Genomic DNA, 18,607 nt, shown 5'->3' on the forward strand with positions numbered 1-18,607 from the left:
AGATACAGAGCACAACAACATGACTATCAAAGTTGGCATCAATGGTTTCGGTCGGATCGGTCGCCTCGCGCTGCGAGCAGCCTGGGGCTGGCCAGAATTCGAATTCGTGCAGATCAACGATCCAGCGGGTGACGCGGCGACGCATGCACACTTGCTGAACTTCGACTCGGTGCATGGTCGTTGGCACCACGAAGCCAGCGCGGAAGGCGATCAGGTGGTGATTGGCGGCAAGCGCATCAAGGTGACAGCTAACAAAGCGATTGCCGACACCGACTGGTCGGGTTGCGATCTGGTGATCGAGGCCAGCGGCAAGATGAAAACCGTGGCGGTGTTGCAAGCCTACCTGGATCAGGGCGTCAAGCGCGTGGTGGTCAGCGCTCCCGTGAAGGAAAAAGGTGCGTTGAACGTCGTCATGGGCGTCAACCATCAGTTGTTCAAACCGGCTGAACATCGCATCGTTACCGCCGCTTCGTGCACCACTAACTGTCTAGCGCCCGTGGTGAAAGTCATCCACGAGAAACTGGGCATTCGCCACGGTTCGATCACCACCATCCACGACCTGACCAACACCCAAAGCATCCTCGATCAACCGCACAAGGATCTGCGTCGTGCGCGTGCTTCGGGTATGAGCCTGATTCCAACCAGCACCGGCTCGGCCACCGCGATTGCCGAAATCTTCCCGGAACTGCGCGGACGCCTGAATGGTCATGCCGTTCGTGTGCCGCTGGCCAACGCGTCGCTGACCGACTGCGTCTTTGAAGTCGAGCGTGCCACCACTGTCGAAGAGGTGAATCAACTCCTCAAGGACGCCTCCGAGAACGAGCTGAAAGACATCCTCGGTTTTGAGGAGCGTCCGTTGGTGTCCATCGACTACCGCACCGACCCGCGTTCATCGATCATCGATGCCCTGTCGACGATGGTGATCAATGGTACTCAAGTGAAGATCTATGCCTGGTACGACAACGAATGGGGCTATGCCAATCGCGCCGTCGAACTGGCCAGACTGGTCAGTCTGGCGGACTAAGGAGCGGTCATGAAAGCGTTGTCAGCCCTCGCTCCGGAAGTGCGGCAGTACTTGCTCGTCACGGGCAACTATTGGGCCTTCACCCTCACCGACGGTGCCTTGCGCATGTTGGTGGTGTTGCACTTTCACGCGTTGGGCTACAGCCCACTGCAAATCGCGGCGTTGTTTCTGTTCTACGAAATCTTTGGCGTGATCACCAACCTGGTGGGTGGCTACCTCGGCGCCCGGCTGGGACTGAACCGAACCATGAACATCGGGCTGGGCATCCAAGTCGTGGCGCTGTTGATGCTGACGGTTCCTGTCGCTTGGCTAACCATCCCGTGGGTGATGGGCGCACAGGCGCTGTCGGGGATCGCCAAAGACCTGAACAAGATGAGTGCCAAAAGCTCCATCAAGCTTCTGGTTCCTGACGGGCAGCAGGGCAGGCTCTACCAGTGGGTGGCAATCCTCACCGGCTCGAAGAACGCACTCAAGGGGGTCGGCTTCTTTCTCGGCGGAGCCTTGCTGGCATTGATCGGCTTCAAAGGTGCATTGCTGGCCATGGCGGGTGTTCTGGCGCTGATCTGGATCAGCAGCTTGATACTGCTGAAGAAGGACTTGGGCAAAGCGAAAGCCAAACCCAAGTTTCGCGACATCCTGTCCAAGAGTCGGGCGATCAATATCCTCTCGGCGGCGCGGATGTTCTTGTTCGGAGCCCGTGACGTCTGGTTTGTGGTGGCCTTGCCGGTGTACCTGAGCAGCGTGTTCGGCTGGGACTTCTGGAAGGTGGGTGGCTTCCTTGCGGCGTGGGTGATCGGCTACGGCATCGTGCAGTCGTTTGCGCCCAACATCACTGGCAAGAAACGCGGCCACGTACCGGATGGTCGTGCGGCATTTCTGTGGGCCCTTGCACTGGCAGGCTTGCCTGCGGCAATTGCTCTCGGGCTTAACACTGCTTTGTCGCAGCAGATGATGCTACTCGGCGGATTGATGGTCTTTGGTGCGCTGTTCGCGGTGAATTCGTCGCTGCACAGCTACTTGATCGTGTCCTATGCCAAGGAAGATGGCGTGTCGCTGGATGTGGGGTTTTATTACATGTCGAATGCGATGGGAAGGCTGATAGGTACAGTACTGTCCGGGTGGGTTTATCAGGTGTATGGGCTGCAAGCGTGCTTGTGGATATCGAGCGCATTCGTTCTGCTCGCAGCACTGATTTCTATCGGGCTGCCGAGGCATGCCGAGGCGATATGAAACTGTCAGGCCGATGAGCCTCTTCGCGCTATGTGCGTTTGGGGGGCGGGTAGAGCCTGAATCAGCAGCTGTCGGAGGTACGCCATGGGCAATTTATCCACATCCCCGCACTGTCTTTCGTGGTGATTGCAGCGTTCGCATTGAGCGCTTGTGATAAAGGCGAGACACCCTCCAAGCGTCCGTCCGGTATGGACAAGACGATTGAAGGGACATGATTTACAGGTGAGTGGCGCAATAACCAGGGGGATGAGGGATATCCTCCTTCAGCGCATCATTGCGCAGTCGAAATCCAGCCCTGGATATCCGCAACAGTCGGAATCTTCCCGCTGCTTACAACCTTCTCGTTGATCACCAGAGCCGGCGTGGCGAGGATGTCATAAGTCATCATCTTGCCCATGTCGGTGATCTTTTCGAATTCGGCCTGGATATTTAGATTCTGCGTGGCTTGACGGGCTACAGCCTCAAGCTTCTTGCAGTTGGCGCACCCTGAACCGAGGATTTTGATGTTCAGCATTGGAAGCTCCTTAGTGTGTAAGTCAGCTTGCTGTTTGTTTACGCTGATAACGTATCAACTGGTAAATTGCAGCGGTTATGGCCAGTGAGGCCGCCATTCCTGCACCAAGGGTAAGCCAGCCGGTGCCGTCGACCCAGGCACCAAATAGCAGGCCTGCCACGATGCTGAACGAAGCGACTAACCCAACATAGGCTGCGGTCTTCTTGCGACCAATCACCGCCGCCACCATGAGCATGCTCTGCAAGCTAAGTTCAGGATCCGCCATCAAGTAGGCCAAGAGCGGACCAGGATGCATGCCGAGATCAAGGAACATGCGGGCGACGGGCACTTCTACCAGGGTTGGGAAGTACATGAACACGCCGAACCCTACCGCTATGGCATTGGCGATCACTGTGTTGCTGCCTGCAAGGCTTTCAATCCACTCGGGTTGAATCACCTGGCGAACCATGCCGACAATGAATACACCCACCACCAGCACAACAAATATCTGCTTGACGAAGCGCCAGGCTTCCCATAGCCAGCCTTGCCAGTCTTCGGCTGGCAGTTTTCGGGCAAAGTACCCAACAGACAGCATGGTCAATGCGACACCGAATACACGACCCGTGAAGGTAAAGGCTAATGTGCCAGGTTCTGGCGTCAGTCGCATTGACGCGATCAGCAAGGTACTAGCGGTCAGACCCAGCGCAACCCATGTCCAGTTGTTGGCACCTTCAGTGATGTTATCCAGACCACGTTTGGCCGTGGCGGCAATCATCAGGAGTAGGGCGATGAGAACAGACCCTTGGAAGCTCACGCCTTCTTCTCCTTTACTGGCGTCGTATGGAACCCAGTCAAACAAGGTGTCCTGCCACGCCTGGGGCCAGAAAAGCGGGACTTTGAAACTGATCAGATCTGCGGTCAGGGGCCACAGTTTCAAGGTGCCCGCAATCAGCAAGGCCACCAAAGATAGCAGTACGCCCAGTGCAGGCCCGGAAACGCTGGCCTTCTCTGCGAACAGGGCATCCGCCTGTGCGTCGTGGGTCAGGTCGTCTTTCCAGAATAGGGTAGCCATCAGCAAGCCAATACCGATGCCGAAGATCAGGCAGAGGATCAGACGGGCGATTGCAAACTCCGCTCCCAGAATATTGCCGGTATAGGCCAAGGCCATGATGTTTCCTGCGGGAGCAAAAAACAGGAAGGTGATCGCCGGGCCGATACCTGCTCCTTTGCGGTAAACGCCCGCGAACAAAGGAACAATTGTGCATGAGCAGACGGCAATCAGTGACCCGGCTAATGCCGCCGCAGGGTAGGAAACGTAAACAGGTGCATGTCGACCTAGCCAGTGAGTGATGCTGGCTTTAGGAATAAGTGCTGTCATGGCCCCGGCGATAAAAAACGCCGGCAACAGGCAAAGAAGGACGTGGGCTGCCAAGTAGGAAGCCAGACTGCCGGCTCCGCCATTGAATAGCTTAAGTACGAGGTCCATGGAGAGCCCTCAATCCTTAGCGTTAAGGTCAGGTTTTATGGTATCCGCTGTGCGTTGACCGGGTTTGACTTCGATCAGTTGCACGCAGAAAAATTTTTCAAGGATGTGGTGCTGAAAGACCGATTCAGGGGCGCCTCCAGGGTGGCTATCACGATCAACCGGAATCGCTGCGACCATAGCCTCCGAAATGGGAGTCAGGGCCCAACGTTCAACGGTTAACCTCAACGCTTGTCATGAAACGCGTTGTGCAAGGTCGACCTCTGGCTCTATAGCGTGAGACGCAGGTGAAAAGGTCGGGTTATGACTTTTCGGGCTTGTTTTGCCGGCGGTCTGCTTTTTTATCCGAGTTCACACTGCCGTTCGTCCAGTGCCCGGCACTAGCAAGGCCTGGCTTCTCTCTGATGTTCATGCACCGACATCCCGTGCATCAGAACGGAGAGCCAGCATGGACATTGATGAAAATGCCCCAGGAAACAAATCCCAACAGGGCGTCACGGGCGGCACTGATAACGAAACAGGCCATGATCCAAAGGAGAATGAACCTGAGGTTCCGCTGCCAGGGGGCGACGAGGCGCCTGTCGATGAAGAAATGGCCGATGTGGATGCCAATAATTCAGTATCGAGCGAGCATCCCAAGCCTTAAGTCGATTGAAAGTCGGGATTCAGCAAATTGACCAAGCCTTATGCGTCAAAAGAAAATCCTTGTGGCACTGGTAACTGGTAAGTCACCTGCTGTTTGAGAACCCCGCCAGTGTGCGGGGTTTTTTGTGTCCGGGTTTTGAGTGTGAGAGCCCATACAGCCGGCCGTGGCGCGTCAATTGAATTGCGCTATGGCGCTGACCTGGTTTGCTAAGAAGGGGGCGCCAGGGGCCAATTGTCATGAAATGAAAAGCCATTGTCGTCTGATGAAAAGCAGCTGGCCAGGCGGCGTCCTACAGTCCAATCAGCGTAAATCGACGCTGCACAGACTGGAGAATAAGAAAAAATGGCCAAAGCCGTACGCTTCTACGAAACCGGTGGTCCCGACGTTCTTTGTTATGAAGAGGTCGATGTCGGCGAACCCGGTCCGGGCCAGGTCCGTCTTCGTCATGTGGCGGTCGGCCTGAACTATGCCGACACCTATTTTCGTAATGGCACTTACCCGATCCCGATGCCCAACGGCATGGGGGTTGAAGCGTCCGGTGTGGTCCAGGCCATCGGCGAGGGTGTGACTAACGTTCAGGTGGGGGATCGCGTCACCTACACCGGATTTCTCAATACCTTGGGCGCCTACAGTACCGAGCGACTGATTGCGGCCGCGCCGCTGATCAAGCTGCCGGAAACCATCAGTTTCGAGACGGCCGCCGCCATGACCATGCGTGGCCTGACGTCGTCGTACCTGATGCGGCGCATTTATGATTTCAAGGCCGGCGACAGCATTCTGCTGCACGCCGCTGCCGGTGGCGTGGGGCTGATCGTTTCACAGTGGGCCAAGCTGCTCGGCCTGACCGTCATCGGCACTGTGTCCACCGAGGTCAAGGGGGAAATTGCCCTGGCCCATGGTTGCGACCATGTCATCAATTACAGCCACGAAAATGTCGCCCAGCGCGTGCGCGAGCTGACTGCCGGCGTGGGAGTCAACGTGGTGTTCGACAGCGTTGGCAAAAACACCTTCATGGGATCACTGGATTCGCTCAAGCGTCGGGGCCTGATGGTCTGCGTTGGCACCGCATCCGGTCCGATTCCGGCTTTCGACCCGGTGATGCTGGCGATGAAGGGCTCACTGTTCCTGACCCGTCCGGCGCTGGCCGACTACATCGCCGATCCGGCAGAGAAAGCTGCCCTGGCTGGCGAGCTGTTCGACCACGTCGGCAGTGGTCGGATCAAGATCGAGATCAACCAGCATTATGCGTTGGAGGACGCCGTACAGGCCCATCGCGACCTTGAGTCACGCAAAACGACGGGCTCGTCGATTTTCGTCATCTAAGGAGCGATCTGCCATGAAAGTCGAACAATTGACCTGCAGCATTGGCGCCGAACTGATCGGCGTAAATCTTGCCGACGCGGTCCATGACGACGGTCTTTTTTGCGAGATTCGTGCTCAGTTGCTCAAGCATCGGGTGGTGTTCCTGCGCGATCAGGACATCACTCGCGCCGAGCACGTGGCCTTCGCCCGCCGCTTCGGTGAGTTGGAGGACCATCCGGTGGCCGGCAGCGATCCGGATCATCCCGGGCTGGTGCGCATCTACAAGAATCCGGACCAGCCGATGGACCGCTACGAAAACGCCTGGCACACCGACGCGACCTGGCGCGAGGCGCCGCCGATGGGCTGCGTGTTGCGCTGCGTAGAGTGCCCGCCGGTGGGCGGCGACACCATGTGGGCCAACATGGTCGAGGCTTACGCGCGTTTGCCGGAGGACGTGAAGGTGAAAATTGCCGACCTGCGCGCCCGCCACAGCATCGAAGCGAGTTTCGGTGCTGCCATGCCAACCGAAAAGCGTCTGGCGCTCAAGGCGATGTATCCCGATGCCGAACACCCGGTGGTTCGCACCCACCCGGAAACCGGGGAAAAGGTGCTGTTCGTCAACGCCTTCACGACGCACTTGAGCAACTACCACACCCCCGAGCGAGTGCGCTTCGGCCAGGACGCCAACCCTGGCGCGAGCGAGTTGCTGCGCTACCTGATCAGCCAGGCCTACATCCCCGAGTATCAGGTGCGCTGGCGCTGGAAGCCCAACAGCATCGCCATCTGGGACAACCGCAGCACCCAGCACTACGCCGTCATGGATTATCCGCCGTGCCATCGCAAGATGGAGCGTGCCGGAATCATCGGCGACAAGACCTACTGATCGACCCCTTCTGCATTCGCACTCGTAAACGCGTCTGCCCGGCACGATCCCGGGTGGGCGCGACAATCATAAGAACAGGAGTAACTCATGCAATTTTTTGACGATTCCCTGCACCCGGAAAACATGGAAAAGGTGGTCATCACCGTGGCCCCATACGGCCCGGAATGGATGCCGGAAGACTTCCCCGAAGACATCCCGCTGACCATGGATGAACAGGTGCAAAAAGCGGTCGAATGTTATGAGGCCGGGGCCACCGTCTTGCACTTGCACGTGCGCGAGCTGGACGGCAAGGGTTCCAAGCGCCTGTCCAAATTCAACGAATTGATCGCCGGTGTGCGTGAAGCCGTGCCGGACATGATCATCCAGGTCGGTGGTTCGATTTCCTTCGCGCCGGAAAGCGATGGCGAAGCCGCCAAGTGGCTGTCTGACGATACGCGACACATGCTGGCCGAGCTGACGCCAAAACCGGATCAGGTCACGGTGGCTATCAACACCACCCAGATGAACATCATGGAGCTGCTGTATCCGCAGTACCTGGAAGGCACGTCCCTGGCCAATCCCCTGTTTCAGGCCGCCTACAGCGAAATGACCGTTCCGGCAGGTCCGGCCTGGGTCGCCGAACACCTCAAGCGTCTGATGGACAACGGCATCCAGCCGCACTTCCAGCTGACCGGCATGCACGCGATGGAAACCCTCGAGCGTCTGGTGCGCAGGGGCGTCTACATGGGTCCGTTGAACCTGACCTGGATCGGCATTGGCGGCGGTTTCGACGGTCCCAATCCGTTCAACTTCTTCAACTTCATCCACCGCGCGCCGGACGGTTGCACCCTGACCTCCGAGTCGCTGCTCAAGAACGTCATGCCGTTCAACACCATGTCGATGGCCATGGGTCTGCACCCGCGAGTGGGCAATGAAGACACTATCATTGATCACAAGGGCGATCGTTTCGGCTCAGTTGCGCAGATCAGGCAGACCGTGCGTATCGCCCATGAACTGGGACGCGAAATCGCCACCGGCAAAGAAGCCCGTGAGATCTACCGCATCGGCGTGCAGTACCAGAGCATCGAAGAAACGCTGTTGGCCAACGGCATGGCCCCCAACCGCAAGGCTGGGCAGAAAGGTGTGCCGCAACGCGGCTGATCGGCAGACGCAGCGGGCGGTCAGGCCTCCCGCTCGCTGCACTGCAACACGCTTGATAACAACAATAAAACAAAGCTTTGAGGAGGCTGCATGGCCTTTCACCCAATCGCCGCAGACGATGACGACAGTGCTGTCGGTGTTGCGCGACCGTATGCCTGGATCGTCTTTGCACTGACGTTCGGGCTGTTGATATCCGATTACATGTCGCGCCAGGTCTTGAACGCGGTGTTCCCGATGCTCAAGGGCGAATGGGCACTGAGCGACGGCCAGCTTGGCTTGCTCAGTGGCATTGTCGCGCTGATGGTGGGGCTGCTGACATTTCCCCTGTCATTGCTGGCAGATCGCTTTGGCCGGGTCAAGAGCCTGGCGCTGATGGCCTTGCTGTGGAGTCTGGCGACGCTGGGTTGCGCCGTGGCGCAGGACTATCAGCAGATGTTCATTGCACGATTCATGGTCGGCGTTGGCGAAGCGGCGTACGGCAGCGTCGGCATCGCAGTCGTCATTTCGGTGTTTCCCAAGCACCTGCGTGCAACGCTGGCCAGTGCCTTCATGGCGGGCGGCATGTTCGGTTCGGTATTAGGGATGGCGCTGGGCGGTGCAATCGCCGCCAAACTTGGCTGGCGCTGGTCGTTTGCCGGCATGGCGTTGTTCGGCCTGCTGCTGGCCGTGCTTTACCCGGTCATCGTCAAGGAGGCGCGCATTGCGCCGCAACGTGCCGCCCAGGCGGCGAACAAGGCGGCGGCAGCGGTCAAGCGTCCGTTGCGTACGCTGTTTTCCAGCCGTTCGGTGATCGCTGCCTACATCGGCAGTGGCTTGCAACTGTTCGTCGGCGGCACGGTGATTGTGTGGATGCCCAGTTACCTCAATCGCTATTACGGCATGGCCACGGACAAGGCGGGCGGCGTCGCGGCCATTATCGTGCTGTGCAGCGGGGCCGGGATGATCCTGTGCGGCATGCTCAGCGATCGACTGTCGCGCCATTCGCCGGAGCGCAAAGTTACTTTGGCCATCGCCTATTGCCTGGGCAGTTGCCTGCTGTTGTCGGCGGCATTTGCCCTGCCGGCAGGGCCTGTGCAACTGGCGCTGATCTGCCTGGGCATGTTGATTGCCGCCGGCACGACTGGCCCTTGCGGAGCGATGGTTGCCAACCTGACCCATTACTCGGTCCACGGCACAGCCTTCGCCACGCTGACCCTGGCCAACAACATGCTGGGGCTGGCGCCTGGGCCGTTCATTACCGGCAGGGTCTCCGACCTCATTGGCTTGCAGGCTGCTTTTCAATGGGTGCCGCTGGTCAGCATCGCGGCTGCGGCCGTGTTCTTTTATGCCAAGTGTCATTACCACAAGGACATTGCCCGGCTTAAGGGCGAGCAAGTCCACGATTCGGTTAGCAAAGCAGTGTTAGAGGTGAAGTTGTGAGTAGTCGTCGTTTACGTATTGATGTGTTCTTCGATTTCATCTGCCCCTGGTGCCTGATCGGCAAACGCCAATTGGAGCATGCGCAAGTACAGTTTCGCAGTCGTCACCCGGATGTGCAGGTCACCACGGTGTGGCATGGCGTGCAGTTGCTGCCTCAGTTGCCGGTACAAGGGGAGCCCTTCGCCGATTTCTACCGCAAACGCCTGGGCAATGCCGAGGCTATGACCATGCGCCAGGCCCAGGTACAGCAGGCTGCGGCGGCGGTTGGACTGACCATCGACTTCAGCCGCATCGAGACAATGCCCAACACCGCAGACGCGCACCGTTTGTTCGAACGCGTCAGCGTACTGGGCAATGCTACTCAGCGTGAAATGTTGCTCGAACGGCTGTTCGCCGCTTATTTCCGCAAACGCGAAAACCTGGGGTGCCGCGAGACCTTGCTCGCCATTGCCCGCTCCTGCGGCGCTGATGCGCAGGTGGTGCTCGATTGCCTGAAGGGCGACGCCACGCCATTTGACGGCTTTCCCGGCGCGACCAGTGGGGTGCCGGGCTTTCAGTTCGACCGTCGCATGACGATGGTCGGTGCACAACCTGCTCAGGCGCTGCTCGGGGCCATGAACCAAGCCCTGAAAGAAAGTGATCACGAGCGGCAACCTGCATGAACCGACGTATCCCCGTGCCTGCCGGAAAGCTCCCGCAGGCGGGCGGTCGTGCACTGTTCGAATTCGATGACAAAAGCCTGGCGTTATTCAACGTCGAAGGTGACGTGTTCGCCGTCGACGACAGTTGCCCCCATCAAGGCGCCTCGCTGTGTGGCGGGCGCCTTGAGGGGTGGGTGATTCAGTGCTGCGCCCATGGCCTGCGCTTCGATTTGCGCAGCGGTTACTTGCTTAATTCCACCGCAGTCAAAGTCGCCAACTACCCGGTTGAGATCATCGACGGCCAGGCTTTCATCGTTATCGTTCCCGAGGAGGCCGCGCCATGAGCGCCATTGCTCTCACCCGTATCCACAGCCGAACGCGCGAACTGGCGCCGGGCTTTATCGTCAGTCTGATCGTTGCAGCGGCTGCGTCCTTTTTGTCCGAGCACTACGGCGCGCCGGTGATGCTGTTCGCTTTGTTGCTGGGCATGGCGCTGAACTTCCTGGCCGGTGACGGTGTTTGCAAGCCGGGCATCGAGTTCACCGCACGCACCGTGTTGCGCATTGGTGTGGCGCTGCTGGGCATGCGCATCACCCTCGAACAGATGGCAGCGCTGGGCTGGAAGCCTGTGGCGCTGGTGGTGATTCTGGTGGTAGTGACCATCGGCGTTTCAGTGATCGCAGCCAAGGCGCTGGGCTTTCAGCGTTTGTTTGGCATGCTCACCGGCGGCGCCACTGCAATTTGTGGGGCATCGGCCGCGTTGGCGCTGGCGGCGGCATTGCCCAATCATCCGCAGAAAGAACGCGCGACGTTATTCACGGTGATCGGGGTGTCGGCGCTGTCGACCCTGGCGATGATCGTGTATCCGATGATTGCCAACTGGCTGTCGTTGTCGCCACAAGTGGCGGGCGTGTTTCTGGGGGCGACCATTCACGATGTCGCCCAGGTCGTCGGTGCCGGTTACAGCATGTCGACCGAGACCGGCGATACGGCCACGGTGGTCAAGTTGATGCGGGTTGCCATGTTGCTGCCGGTGATCGTGTGTGCCGCCATGATCACCCGCATGCAGGGCGCCGACCCGACCGGCAAACGACCTCCGCTGCTACCTTGGTTCGCCGTCGGGTTTCTGATGTTGGCCTGTATCAACAGCACCGGCTGGGTGGCCCCGGTGGTGCAAGGGTCGGTCAACGAGTTGTCGCGCTGGTGCCTGGTGGTTTCCATCAGCGCCCTGGGTATGAAAACCCAACTCAAGGAGCTGGCGGCGGTGGGCATCAAGCCGATTTTGTTGATGGTGGGGGAGACGGTGTTCCTCGTCGTGCTGGTGCTGTTGTTGCTGCGCTGGGGAATGTAGGTACACAAACTTGTGGCGAGGGAGCTTGCTCCCGCTGGGGAGCGAAGCGCCCCACAAAGACCACCGCGCTTTTTCAGAAACTACTCGGCGTCTTTTTTGGGGCCGCTGCGCACCCCAGCGGGAGCAAGCTCCCTCGCCACAGGACTCCTCGGCCGGTGTCACAGACACCGGTTCTTTTGCGGCGACTGTACCAGCAGTCGCCGCTTTTTTTTTTGCAAAACGCCGGGTCTGTTGCGTTCGGTTCAGGGTTCGCTGGAGCCGGGCCGGGTGGTCAGCTCCGGCGGTGCTTTGACGGTGTGCTTTTGCGCACTGCGCCATGCCGCGGGCGGCATGCCGAACTGGGTGATGAACCAGCGTGTAAAGGAACTCGCCATGGAGTAGCCGAGCATGTCGGCAATGCGCCCCAACGAGTAATTCGGGTTTTCCAGGTAGCGCAACACCAGGTCGCGGCGCACGTCGTTGATCAGGTCGTTGAAGGCGCAGCCGTCGTCTTTGAGGCGGCGCTGCAGGGTCCGAACGTTCATGCCCTGGGTCTGGGCGATCTGCTCGATGGTGGCGCGCCCCATCGGCAACAACAGGTAGATGGCTTTGCGCACCTCGAACAGCATCGAAGGGCCTTCGTGGCTGAGCAGCGAGTCAAGGTAACTCTGGGCGTAGCGCGCCATGGCCGGGTCGGCATGGGGGTTGGTCATGTCGAGGCTGGCATTGGGGCAGACGATGCCATTGAACTCGCTGCCGAACTCCAGTTTGCAGCCGAACAGGCGGCGATGCAGTTGCAGGTTGTCGGGAGGCTGGTGCGTGAAGTTGACGCTGTAGGGATGCCAGTGTGCGCCGAGCAGGGCGGCGCACAGGCGGAACATCACCCCGATGGCCAGTTCATTGGCTTGTCGGCAGGGCATCGGCGATTCGGTGACCACCTCTTCGCGAATGATCACCATCTTGCCTGCCTCCTCGATGAAGAGGGCCAGCGAATCGTTCATCAGATGACGGTAGTGCACCAACACTTGCAACGCATCACGCAGCGTTCGCTGATGAGAGAGCAACAGGCTGACCACACCGAAGTCCGAGAGCTGGCGCGACTCGGCCATGCTCAAGCCGAAGCTCTGGCAGCCGCTGGCGGCGGCTGAATCCTCCAGCAACCGCACGGCGGCGTCGATGGGGATGCGATGTTCAGGAGCTTGCAATATGGCTTTACTCAAACCGACGCCGGCCAGTACGTCTCGGGGGTTGAACCCCAGGTACTGGGTGACCTCCAGGTAGTTGGTCAAGACGGCGGCGCGAACAAGCTTGGGCATGCGAAGGTCTTTCCTGGGCCGGTTGCGATTCAAATGAGCGTGGCGACTATATCCAGCACTTCAGCAATTGAACAGTTGTGACAACGTCGAGGGCGCTCGCCCGGTGCTGGCCGGAATCACATCGTTGCAGTGTAAAAATCGACACGCACCCATTGATTACAGTGAGCTGGAGAGAAGCTGCGGGGATATTCGACCAATGGTCGCTGCGCGACAACACGCGGAATTTTGTCATGAAAAGAAAAGTGCCTGACGTCCAATGAAAAGCGCCTCGGTCGGGCGCTCTTTAATGTCACTCCTACAAAAAGCCCCTGGCCAATAGAGCCAGTCGAGTCATCGAGAAAGCGAAGGTGTTGACGTGGACAAACTGCAAACTGCCGCAACCGTTGTGATCGTACCGGGTCTGCGTGAGCACGTTGCCGAGCATTGGCAAACGTTGCTTGAATCCAGGCTGTGCAAGGTGCGCAGTGTGCCGCCGCTTGAAACCGACAAGCTTGATTGCAGCAAGCGGGTCGAAGCCATTCAGCACACACTTGCGCAGATCGACGGGCCGGTGATTCTGGTCGCTCACAGCGCCGGCGTGCTGATGGTTGCGCACTGGGCTGCGCGTCACAGTCGTCCGATCAAGGGCGCGCTGCTGGCCGCTCCGCCGGACCTTGATGCCCAATGGCCGCAGGGCTACCCCTGCGCTGAAACCCTGCGTACCCAGGGTTGGGACCCTCTACCCAAAGGCCGGTTGCCGTTCCGCAGTCTGCTGGCCGCCAGTACCAACGACCACCTCGCCAGTCTGGACGCCGCCACGCGCATGGCCGAAGGCTGGGGCAGCGAGCTGCTCAATCTCGGCGAAGTCGGTCATCTCAATCCTGCCGCCGGGTATGGGCGCTGGCCACAAGCCGAAGCTCTCATCCTCGAACTGGACCGCTGATTCAGGCGCCGGTTGGCCCGCGCCATCCGGCATTTGCCCTCACTCCTGAAAACGTAAACCCCTGGAACAAGGGGTTGCGCGAGGGCGGCTGCGCTTAAAACAAATACAAAAAGGCGGAGACAACGCAATGCACAACAATAAGAGTCACGGGTTCGCACCCTCGCGTTACACCTTGTTGGCCTCGGCCATTCTGGCCGCAGGCGTGCCGGTCGCGCAGGCGATCGAGCTCGACACCGGGAACCCGGACTGGACCGTGCGTTTTGATAACACTGTGAAGTACAACTACGGCGTACGCACCGAAAGCGCCGACAAGCGCATGCTGGCAACGCCGAACAACAACGACGGCGACTACAACTTCCGCAAGGCCGGGACCAACATCACCCACCGTGTCGACCTGTTGACCGAGATGGATGTGGTCTACCAGAACCACATGGGTTTCCGTGTGAGCGCTGCCAGTTGGTACGACAAGGCCTACGAGAACACCGGTTCCAATTCCAATCCGTTCGTCAACGGCAACGACGCAAGGTCGGGGCTGGTCGCCAACGACCCACGTCTGGCCGCGGTCACCCGTGACAACGTCGGCAATGGCAGCCCGCACCTGAGCAACTACGCCCAGCGTTATTACACCGGTCCTTCCGGCGAAATCCTCGACGCCTTCGTGTTCTACAGCACCGAAGTGGGCGAGGAGTCGCTGTTAAGCGTCAAGGCCGGTCAGCATAACGTGTTCTGGGGCGAGACTATTCTCAACCCGGTGCACTCGAACAGTTACGGCCAATCGGGCCTGGACCTGGCCAAACTGGCTGCCTCGCCCGGTACCGAAGCCAAGGAACTGTTCGTTCCGCGTAACCAGTTGTCGATGTCGTTCACCGTCAATCCCGAGTTGACCGTAGGCGCTCAGTATTTCCTGGATTGGGACGCCGCGCGCCTGCCGGAAGCCGGAACTTATTACGGCGGTTCCGACCTGGTCGGTTTCGGTGCGCAATCCTTCCTGCTGGGCAACACCAATGGCGTGGTGCCGGGCAGTCCGCTGGGGTGTGGTCTGGCACCCTGCAACGGTTTGACCAATGTGCGTCGCGGTCACGACCTGACGCCGGACAAGCGCGGAGACTGGGGGATTATGGCCAAGTGGTCGCCAGCCTGGCTGGACGGGACCCTCGGCGTTTACTACCGCGAAACCTCGGAAATCCTGCCGCAAGCCTGGCTGGATGCCAGAGGCCTGAGTTCGGCCAATCCCAACGGTACCCGGCCGGCAGGGCAAGTGCCTGCGGTGGTCAACACCCTCAACTCGCTGAGCACCGCCACCTATCAAATGGCCTATGCCGACAACATCAAGATCGTTGGCCTGAGCCTGTCCAAGGACGTGGGCGGGATCAGCGTCGGTTCGGACCTGAACATTCGTCACAATATGCCGTTGGCCAGTATTCCGGCGGTTGTCAGCACTAACAGTCCGCTGGGCCTGGGCGCAGGTCTTGGCCTGTTGCCTGCGCGCACGGCTGCCACCGGCGTGGTTTATGACACCCCGCAGAAGGGCGACAGCATGGCCGCCACCGGCGACACCTTGCACTGGACGCTCAACGGCCTGATGACCATTGCTAAAACGCCTGTGTTCGATTCGGCCACTCTGCTGGGCGAGCTGTATTACAGCAACCTGCTCAAGCTCGATAGCAACAACGAGGCGCTCTACAAGGGCAAGGACACCTATCGCGGCATCGACCAGCCGACCCGGGACAACTGGGGCATCGCGGTCAACTTCACCCCGACCTGGTACCAGGTGTTTCCCGGAGTCGACCTCAACGCACCGATGTCCATCAACGTCGGTCTCGATGGTGTTTCACCGGTCTCCGGTGGCGGCGCCAAAGACACCGGTAACTACGCCATCGGCCTCGGGGCCGTTGTGTACAACAAATACTTTGTCGACCTGAAGTACGTGGACTCATTCGGCAAGGCCGACAAGTGCAACGTCAGCGGCGTGAGTACCGGCCCGACCGGAGGCGACGGCGCTGCGCCGAATGCCTTTAGCGGTAACGAAAACTACGCCTGTTACGCCGGTGGCTACTCCGCCTTCTCCGGTGGCGGGGCCACGACTGAGGACCGTGGAGCCGTTTACCTGACGATGAAAACCACTTTTTGATTCACCACTGATTTGCTCAATGCAAGCAGGAGAATAACAAGATGACATTCGCAAAAACCGTGTTGGCCGCTTCGCTGGCCATGGTCCTTGCCGCCCAGGCACAGGCCGCTGTTTCAACTCAGGACGCTGCCCGGTTGGGCACCAGCCTGACCTTGGTGGGCGCTGAAAAAGCCGGGAACGCTGATGGTTCCATCCCCGCCTACAACGGTGGCCTGACCACGCCGCCGGCCAGTTTCAAATCCGGTGACAGCATGCGTCCGGATCCGTTTGCCAGTGAAAAACCGTTGCTGCAGATCGACGGCAAAAACGTCGAGCAGTACAAGGGCATGCTCAGCGCTACCACCGTTGAACTGGCCAAGCGTTTCCCGACTTTCCGCGTCGATGTGTTCCCGACCCACCGCACCGTTTCACTGCCCCAGGCCATTCTGGATAACGGCGTGAAAAATGCCAGCGGCGCCAAATCCCTCGAAAACGGGCTGGCCATCGACAACGTACTGCCGGGCGTGCCGTTCCCGATCCCGCAGTCGGGCAACGAAGCGATGTGGAACTTCCTGCTGCGATATCAGGGCGTGAGCATCAGCTCCAAGTACGACTCCTGGAACGTCGATTCCGCTGGGGTGCCAAGCCTGGCGACCACTGGGCAGGCGTTCATTTCCTACCCGATCTACGAAAACCTCGCGCAGCCGATCAGCAGCGCCGACGTGTATTACCAGATGAAGTTGTCCTACACCGGCCCTGCGCGCCGGGCCGGCGAAGCGGTGATGCTCAAGGACGCCGCCAACCCGTTGCAACAACCGCGCCGTGCCTGGCAGTACCTGCCGGGCCAGCGTCGGGTCAAGCTGGCACCGAACCTGGCCTACGACACGCCTAACCCTGGCACCGCTGGCGCGGGCACTTACGACGATGTCTTCGTGTTCAACGGTGCGCTGGATCGCTACGACTGGAAGCTGGTGGGCAAGCAGGAAATGATCGTGCCCTACAACACTTACAAGCTGACCTACGCCCAGGATCCCAAATCGCTGACCACGGCCAATCACCTGGCACCCGACTACGTGCGTTGGGAAAAACACCGCGTCTGGGTGGTGGAAGGCAACCTCAAGTCCGGCGCCCGACACATCTATCAGAAGCGTCGCTTCTACCTCGATGAAGACAGCTGGACCGCGCTGGCCTCTGATCAATACGACGCACGTGGTCAGTTGTACCGTGGCTCCTTCGCGTTCCTCAGCCAGAGCTACGACAAGCAGATCCCGGATTCCACGCCCTTCATGATCTACGACCTGGTGGGTGGTTCCTACAACATCAACGGTGTGGTCGGGCCTTATGGCGGCATCAAGTACACCGATCCGCTTTCCAAGGCGCAATGGTCGTCGGAGTCTCTGGCAGGTAGCGGGATTCGTTAAGCAAACCGTGACAAAGCGTCCATTCGGTCCGCTGCCTGCAAGGCAGGGGATCGCGCAACGGTCGGCGCATACCGACCGTTTCGGGCGCCAGGTTGGAACGTCAGGCACACGGACGTGTGTCCCGGCGCAGTTTTCCGAAGAGGACGCGGTATGTGTTCGTACAAAAGTTACCTGCGGCTGGCGCTCGGCGCTCTGCTTGCAGTGTTGCAGGGCCTGAGCCAGGCGTCCGCTTATGTCGACGTGCTGGATCTGCCGGCCAGGGTCAGCGCCTTGGCCGTCAACAGCCCGTTATCCGACATGGCCCGCGCCGGCGACCGCTTGGTCGCCGTCGGGCAGCGTGGCCACATTCTGTATTCCGATGATGCCGGCCAGCACTGGCAGCAGGCCGCTGTGCCAGTCAGTGCCGACCTCAATGCCGTGAGTTTTCCTTCCGCCACTCAGGGCTGGGCGGTGGGCGGCGACGGCGTGGTGTTGCACAGCAATGACGCGGGTGCAACCTGGAGCAAGCAACTCGACGGCCGCGAGATCGGTGCCTTGCTGGTCAAGCATTACCAGGCGTTGGCCCGTGCCGAACCTGGCAATGAACAATGGCCGCTGCGGGTCGCCGAAGGTCAGCGGCTGGAGGCGCAGGGTGCCGACAAACCCTTGCTCGATGTCTGGTTCGCCAACGACCGCCTCGGCTATGTGGTCGGGGTGTTCAACCTGATCCTGCGCACCGAGGATGGCGGTCAGAGCTGGACGCCGTTTCAGGATCGCACCGACAACCCGCAGGGCTTTCACCTCAACGCCATCGCCGCCACCGGCGATGCGCTTTACATCGTCGGCGAGCAGGGCTTGTTGCTGAAGTGGGATGACGCCCAGCAGCGATTCGCCGCCCTGCAAACACCTTATCAGGGCAGCTTTTTCGGCGTCGTCGGCAAACCCGGCGAAGTGCTCGTCTACGGCTTGCGCGGCAATGTGCTGCGCAGCACCGATGCAGGCCTCAGTTGGACCTCGCTGGACACTGGCCTGCACGTCAGCATCACCGCCGGCCTCGTCGATGCCCATGGTGATTACCGCTTGTTTACCCAGGGCGGGCAGATGCTGGCGAGCCAGGGCACCGGTGCGCAACAGCGCTGGGTGCAGCAAGCCCAGCCGGTGCCAGTGACGGGCGTCACGCGCGCCGTCAACGATGCGCTGGTGGTGGTCGGCAGCCGTGGTGCGCGGACGCTGTCCGTTGAATAAGTCCTCGAACCCTTAAAGCGAGA

The 18,607-nt window shown here is 59.8% G+C and carries 17 protein-coding genes; 14 read left to right on the plus strand and 3 right to left on the minus strand.

The genetic code is table 11. The features are described 5' to 3' along the window. Nucleotides 1–19 precede the first annotated feature (19 nt). Nucleotides 20–1,024, plus strand: coding sequence for an ArsJ-associated glyceraldehyde-3-phosphate dehydrogenase (locus B7L09_RS28805; protein WP_010455851.1), 1,005 nt, complete (start codon nucleotides 20–22; stop codon nucleotides 1,022–1,024). A 9-nt stretch (nucleotides 1,025–1,033) separates the two neighbouring features. Further along, nucleotides 1,034–2,254, plus strand: a complete 1,221-nt coding sequence (gene arsJ / locus B7L09_RS28810; RefSeq protein WP_010455849.1) for an organoarsenical effux MFS transporter ArsJ — start codon at nucleotides 1,034–1,036, stop codon at nucleotides 2,252–2,254. Between the two features lie 271 nt (nucleotides 2,255–2,525). Here the strand turns inward: arsJ and B7L09_RS28815 are convergent, their stop codons facing one another. Further along, entirely contained in the window at nucleotides 2,526–2,768 is a 243-nt protein-coding gene (locus tag B7L09_RS28815) for a thioredoxin family protein (RefSeq protein ID WP_010455847.1), read from the minus strand. A gap of 22 nt (nucleotides 2,769–2,790) precedes the next feature. Beyond that, nucleotides 2,791–4,233, minus strand: a complete 1,443-nt coding sequence (locus tag B7L09_RS28820; protein WP_042932728.1) for a permease — start codon at nucleotides 4,231–4,233, stop codon at nucleotides 2,791–2,793. A gap of 445 nt (nucleotides 4,234–4,678) precedes the next feature. Here B7L09_RS28820 and B7L09_RS28825 point away from each other — a divergent pair, with 445 nt between their 5' ends. The 8 genes from B7L09_RS28825 to B7L09_RS28860 all read left to right on the plus strand — a co-directional run bounded on the left by B7L09_RS28825 (nucleotide 4,679) and on the right by B7L09_RS28860 (nucleotide 11,612). Continuing rightward, the gene (locus tag B7L09_RS28825; RefSeq protein WP_010455843.1) at nucleotides 4,679–4,876 is read left to right on the plus strand and encodes a hypothetical protein; all 198 of its coding nucleotides are present in this window, start codon (nucleotides 4,679–4,681) and stop codon (nucleotides 4,874–4,876) included. A gap of 342 nt (nucleotides 4,877–5,218) precedes the next feature. Beyond that, nucleotides 5,219–6,199, plus strand: coding sequence for a quinone oxidoreductase family protein (locus B7L09_RS28830; RefSeq protein ID WP_010455841.1), 981 nt, complete (start codon nucleotides 5,219–5,221; stop codon nucleotides 6,197–6,199). 13 nt (nucleotides 6,200–6,212) lie between these two features. Beyond that, nucleotides 6,213–7,061: a TauD/TfdA dioxygenase family protein gene (locus B7L09_RS28835; RefSeq protein WP_010455840.1), complete on the plus strand. Its 849-nt coding sequence runs from the start codon at nucleotides 6,213–6,215 to the stop codon at nucleotides 7,059–7,061. An 87-nt stretch (nucleotides 7,062–7,148) separates the two neighbouring features. Continuing rightward, nucleotides 7,149–8,201, plus strand: coding sequence for a beta-keto acid cleavage family enzyme (locus B7L09_RS28840; protein ID WP_010455839.1), 1,053 nt, complete (start codon nucleotides 7,149–7,151; stop codon nucleotides 8,199–8,201). 90 nt (nucleotides 8,202–8,291) lie between these two features. After that, nucleotides 8,292–9,620, plus strand: coding sequence for an MFS transporter (locus tag B7L09_RS28845; protein ID WP_010455838.1), 1,329 nt, complete (start codon nucleotides 8,292–8,294; stop codon nucleotides 9,618–9,620). Further along, nucleotides 9,617–10,282: a DsbA family oxidoreductase gene (locus B7L09_RS28850; RefSeq protein ID WP_010455836.1), complete on the plus strand. Its 666-nt coding sequence runs from the start codon at nucleotides 9,617–9,619 to the stop codon at nucleotides 10,280–10,282. The genes B7L09_RS28845 and B7L09_RS28850 overlap by 4 nt, the downstream gene beginning before the upstream one ends. Further along, nucleotides 10,279–10,605 (plus strand): Rieske (2Fe-2S) protein, encoded by a 327-nt coding sequence (locus tag B7L09_RS28855; RefSeq protein WP_010455834.1) that lies wholly within the window; start codon nucleotides 10,279–10,281, stop codon nucleotides 10,603–10,605. Before B7L09_RS28850 ends, B7L09_RS28855 begins: the two co-directional genes overlap by 4 nt. Further along, a complete protein-coding gene (locus B7L09_RS28860) occupies nucleotides 10,602–11,612 on the plus strand; it encodes a YeiH family protein (protein WP_010455832.1) in 1,011 nt (336 codons plus the stop codon). The genes B7L09_RS28855 and B7L09_RS28860 overlap by 4 nt, the downstream gene beginning before the upstream one ends. A 242-nt stretch (nucleotides 11,613–11,854) precedes the next feature. Here the strand turns inward: B7L09_RS28860 and B7L09_RS28865 are convergent, their stop codons facing one another. After that, entirely contained in the window at nucleotides 11,855–12,907 is a 1,053-nt protein-coding gene (locus B7L09_RS28865) for an AraC family transcriptional regulator (RefSeq protein WP_010455830.1), read from the minus strand. 355 nt (nucleotides 12,908–13,262) lie between these two features. Here B7L09_RS28865 and B7L09_RS28870 point away from each other — a divergent pair, with 355 nt between their 5' ends. The 4 genes from B7L09_RS28870 (at nucleotide 13,263) to B7L09_RS28885 (ending at nucleotide 18,584) form a co-directional block, all read left to right on the plus strand. Further along, entirely contained in the window at nucleotides 13,263–13,829 is a 567-nt protein-coding gene (locus tag B7L09_RS28870) for an RBBP9/YdeN family alpha/beta hydrolase (protein WP_010455828.1), read from the plus strand. Nucleotides 13,830–13,956: 127 nt separating this feature from the next. Continuing rightward, nucleotides 13,957–15,960, plus strand: a complete 2,004-nt coding sequence (locus B7L09_RS28875) for a DUF1302 domain-containing protein (RefSeq protein WP_010455827.1) — start codon at nucleotides 13,957–13,959, stop codon at nucleotides 15,958–15,960. 41 nt (nucleotides 15,961–16,001) lie between these two features. Then, a complete protein-coding gene (locus B7L09_RS28880) occupies nucleotides 16,002–17,360 on the plus strand; it encodes a DUF1329 domain-containing protein (protein ID WP_010455826.1) in 1,359 nt (452 codons plus the stop codon). A 150-nt stretch (nucleotides 17,361–17,510) separates the two neighbouring features. Then, nucleotides 17,511–18,584: a WD40/YVTN/BNR-like repeat-containing protein gene (locus B7L09_RS28885; protein WP_010455825.1), complete on the plus strand. Its 1,074-nt coding sequence runs from the start codon at nucleotides 17,511–17,513 to the stop codon at nucleotides 18,582–18,584. The last annotated feature ends 23 nt before the right edge of the window (nucleotides 18,585–18,607 follow it).

This window comes from Pseudomonas mandelii (assembly GCF_002251635.1).
Lineage (GTDB): Bacteria > Pseudomonadota > Gammaproteobacteria > Pseudomonadales > Pseudomonadaceae > Aquipseudomonas > Aquipseudomonas mandelii_B.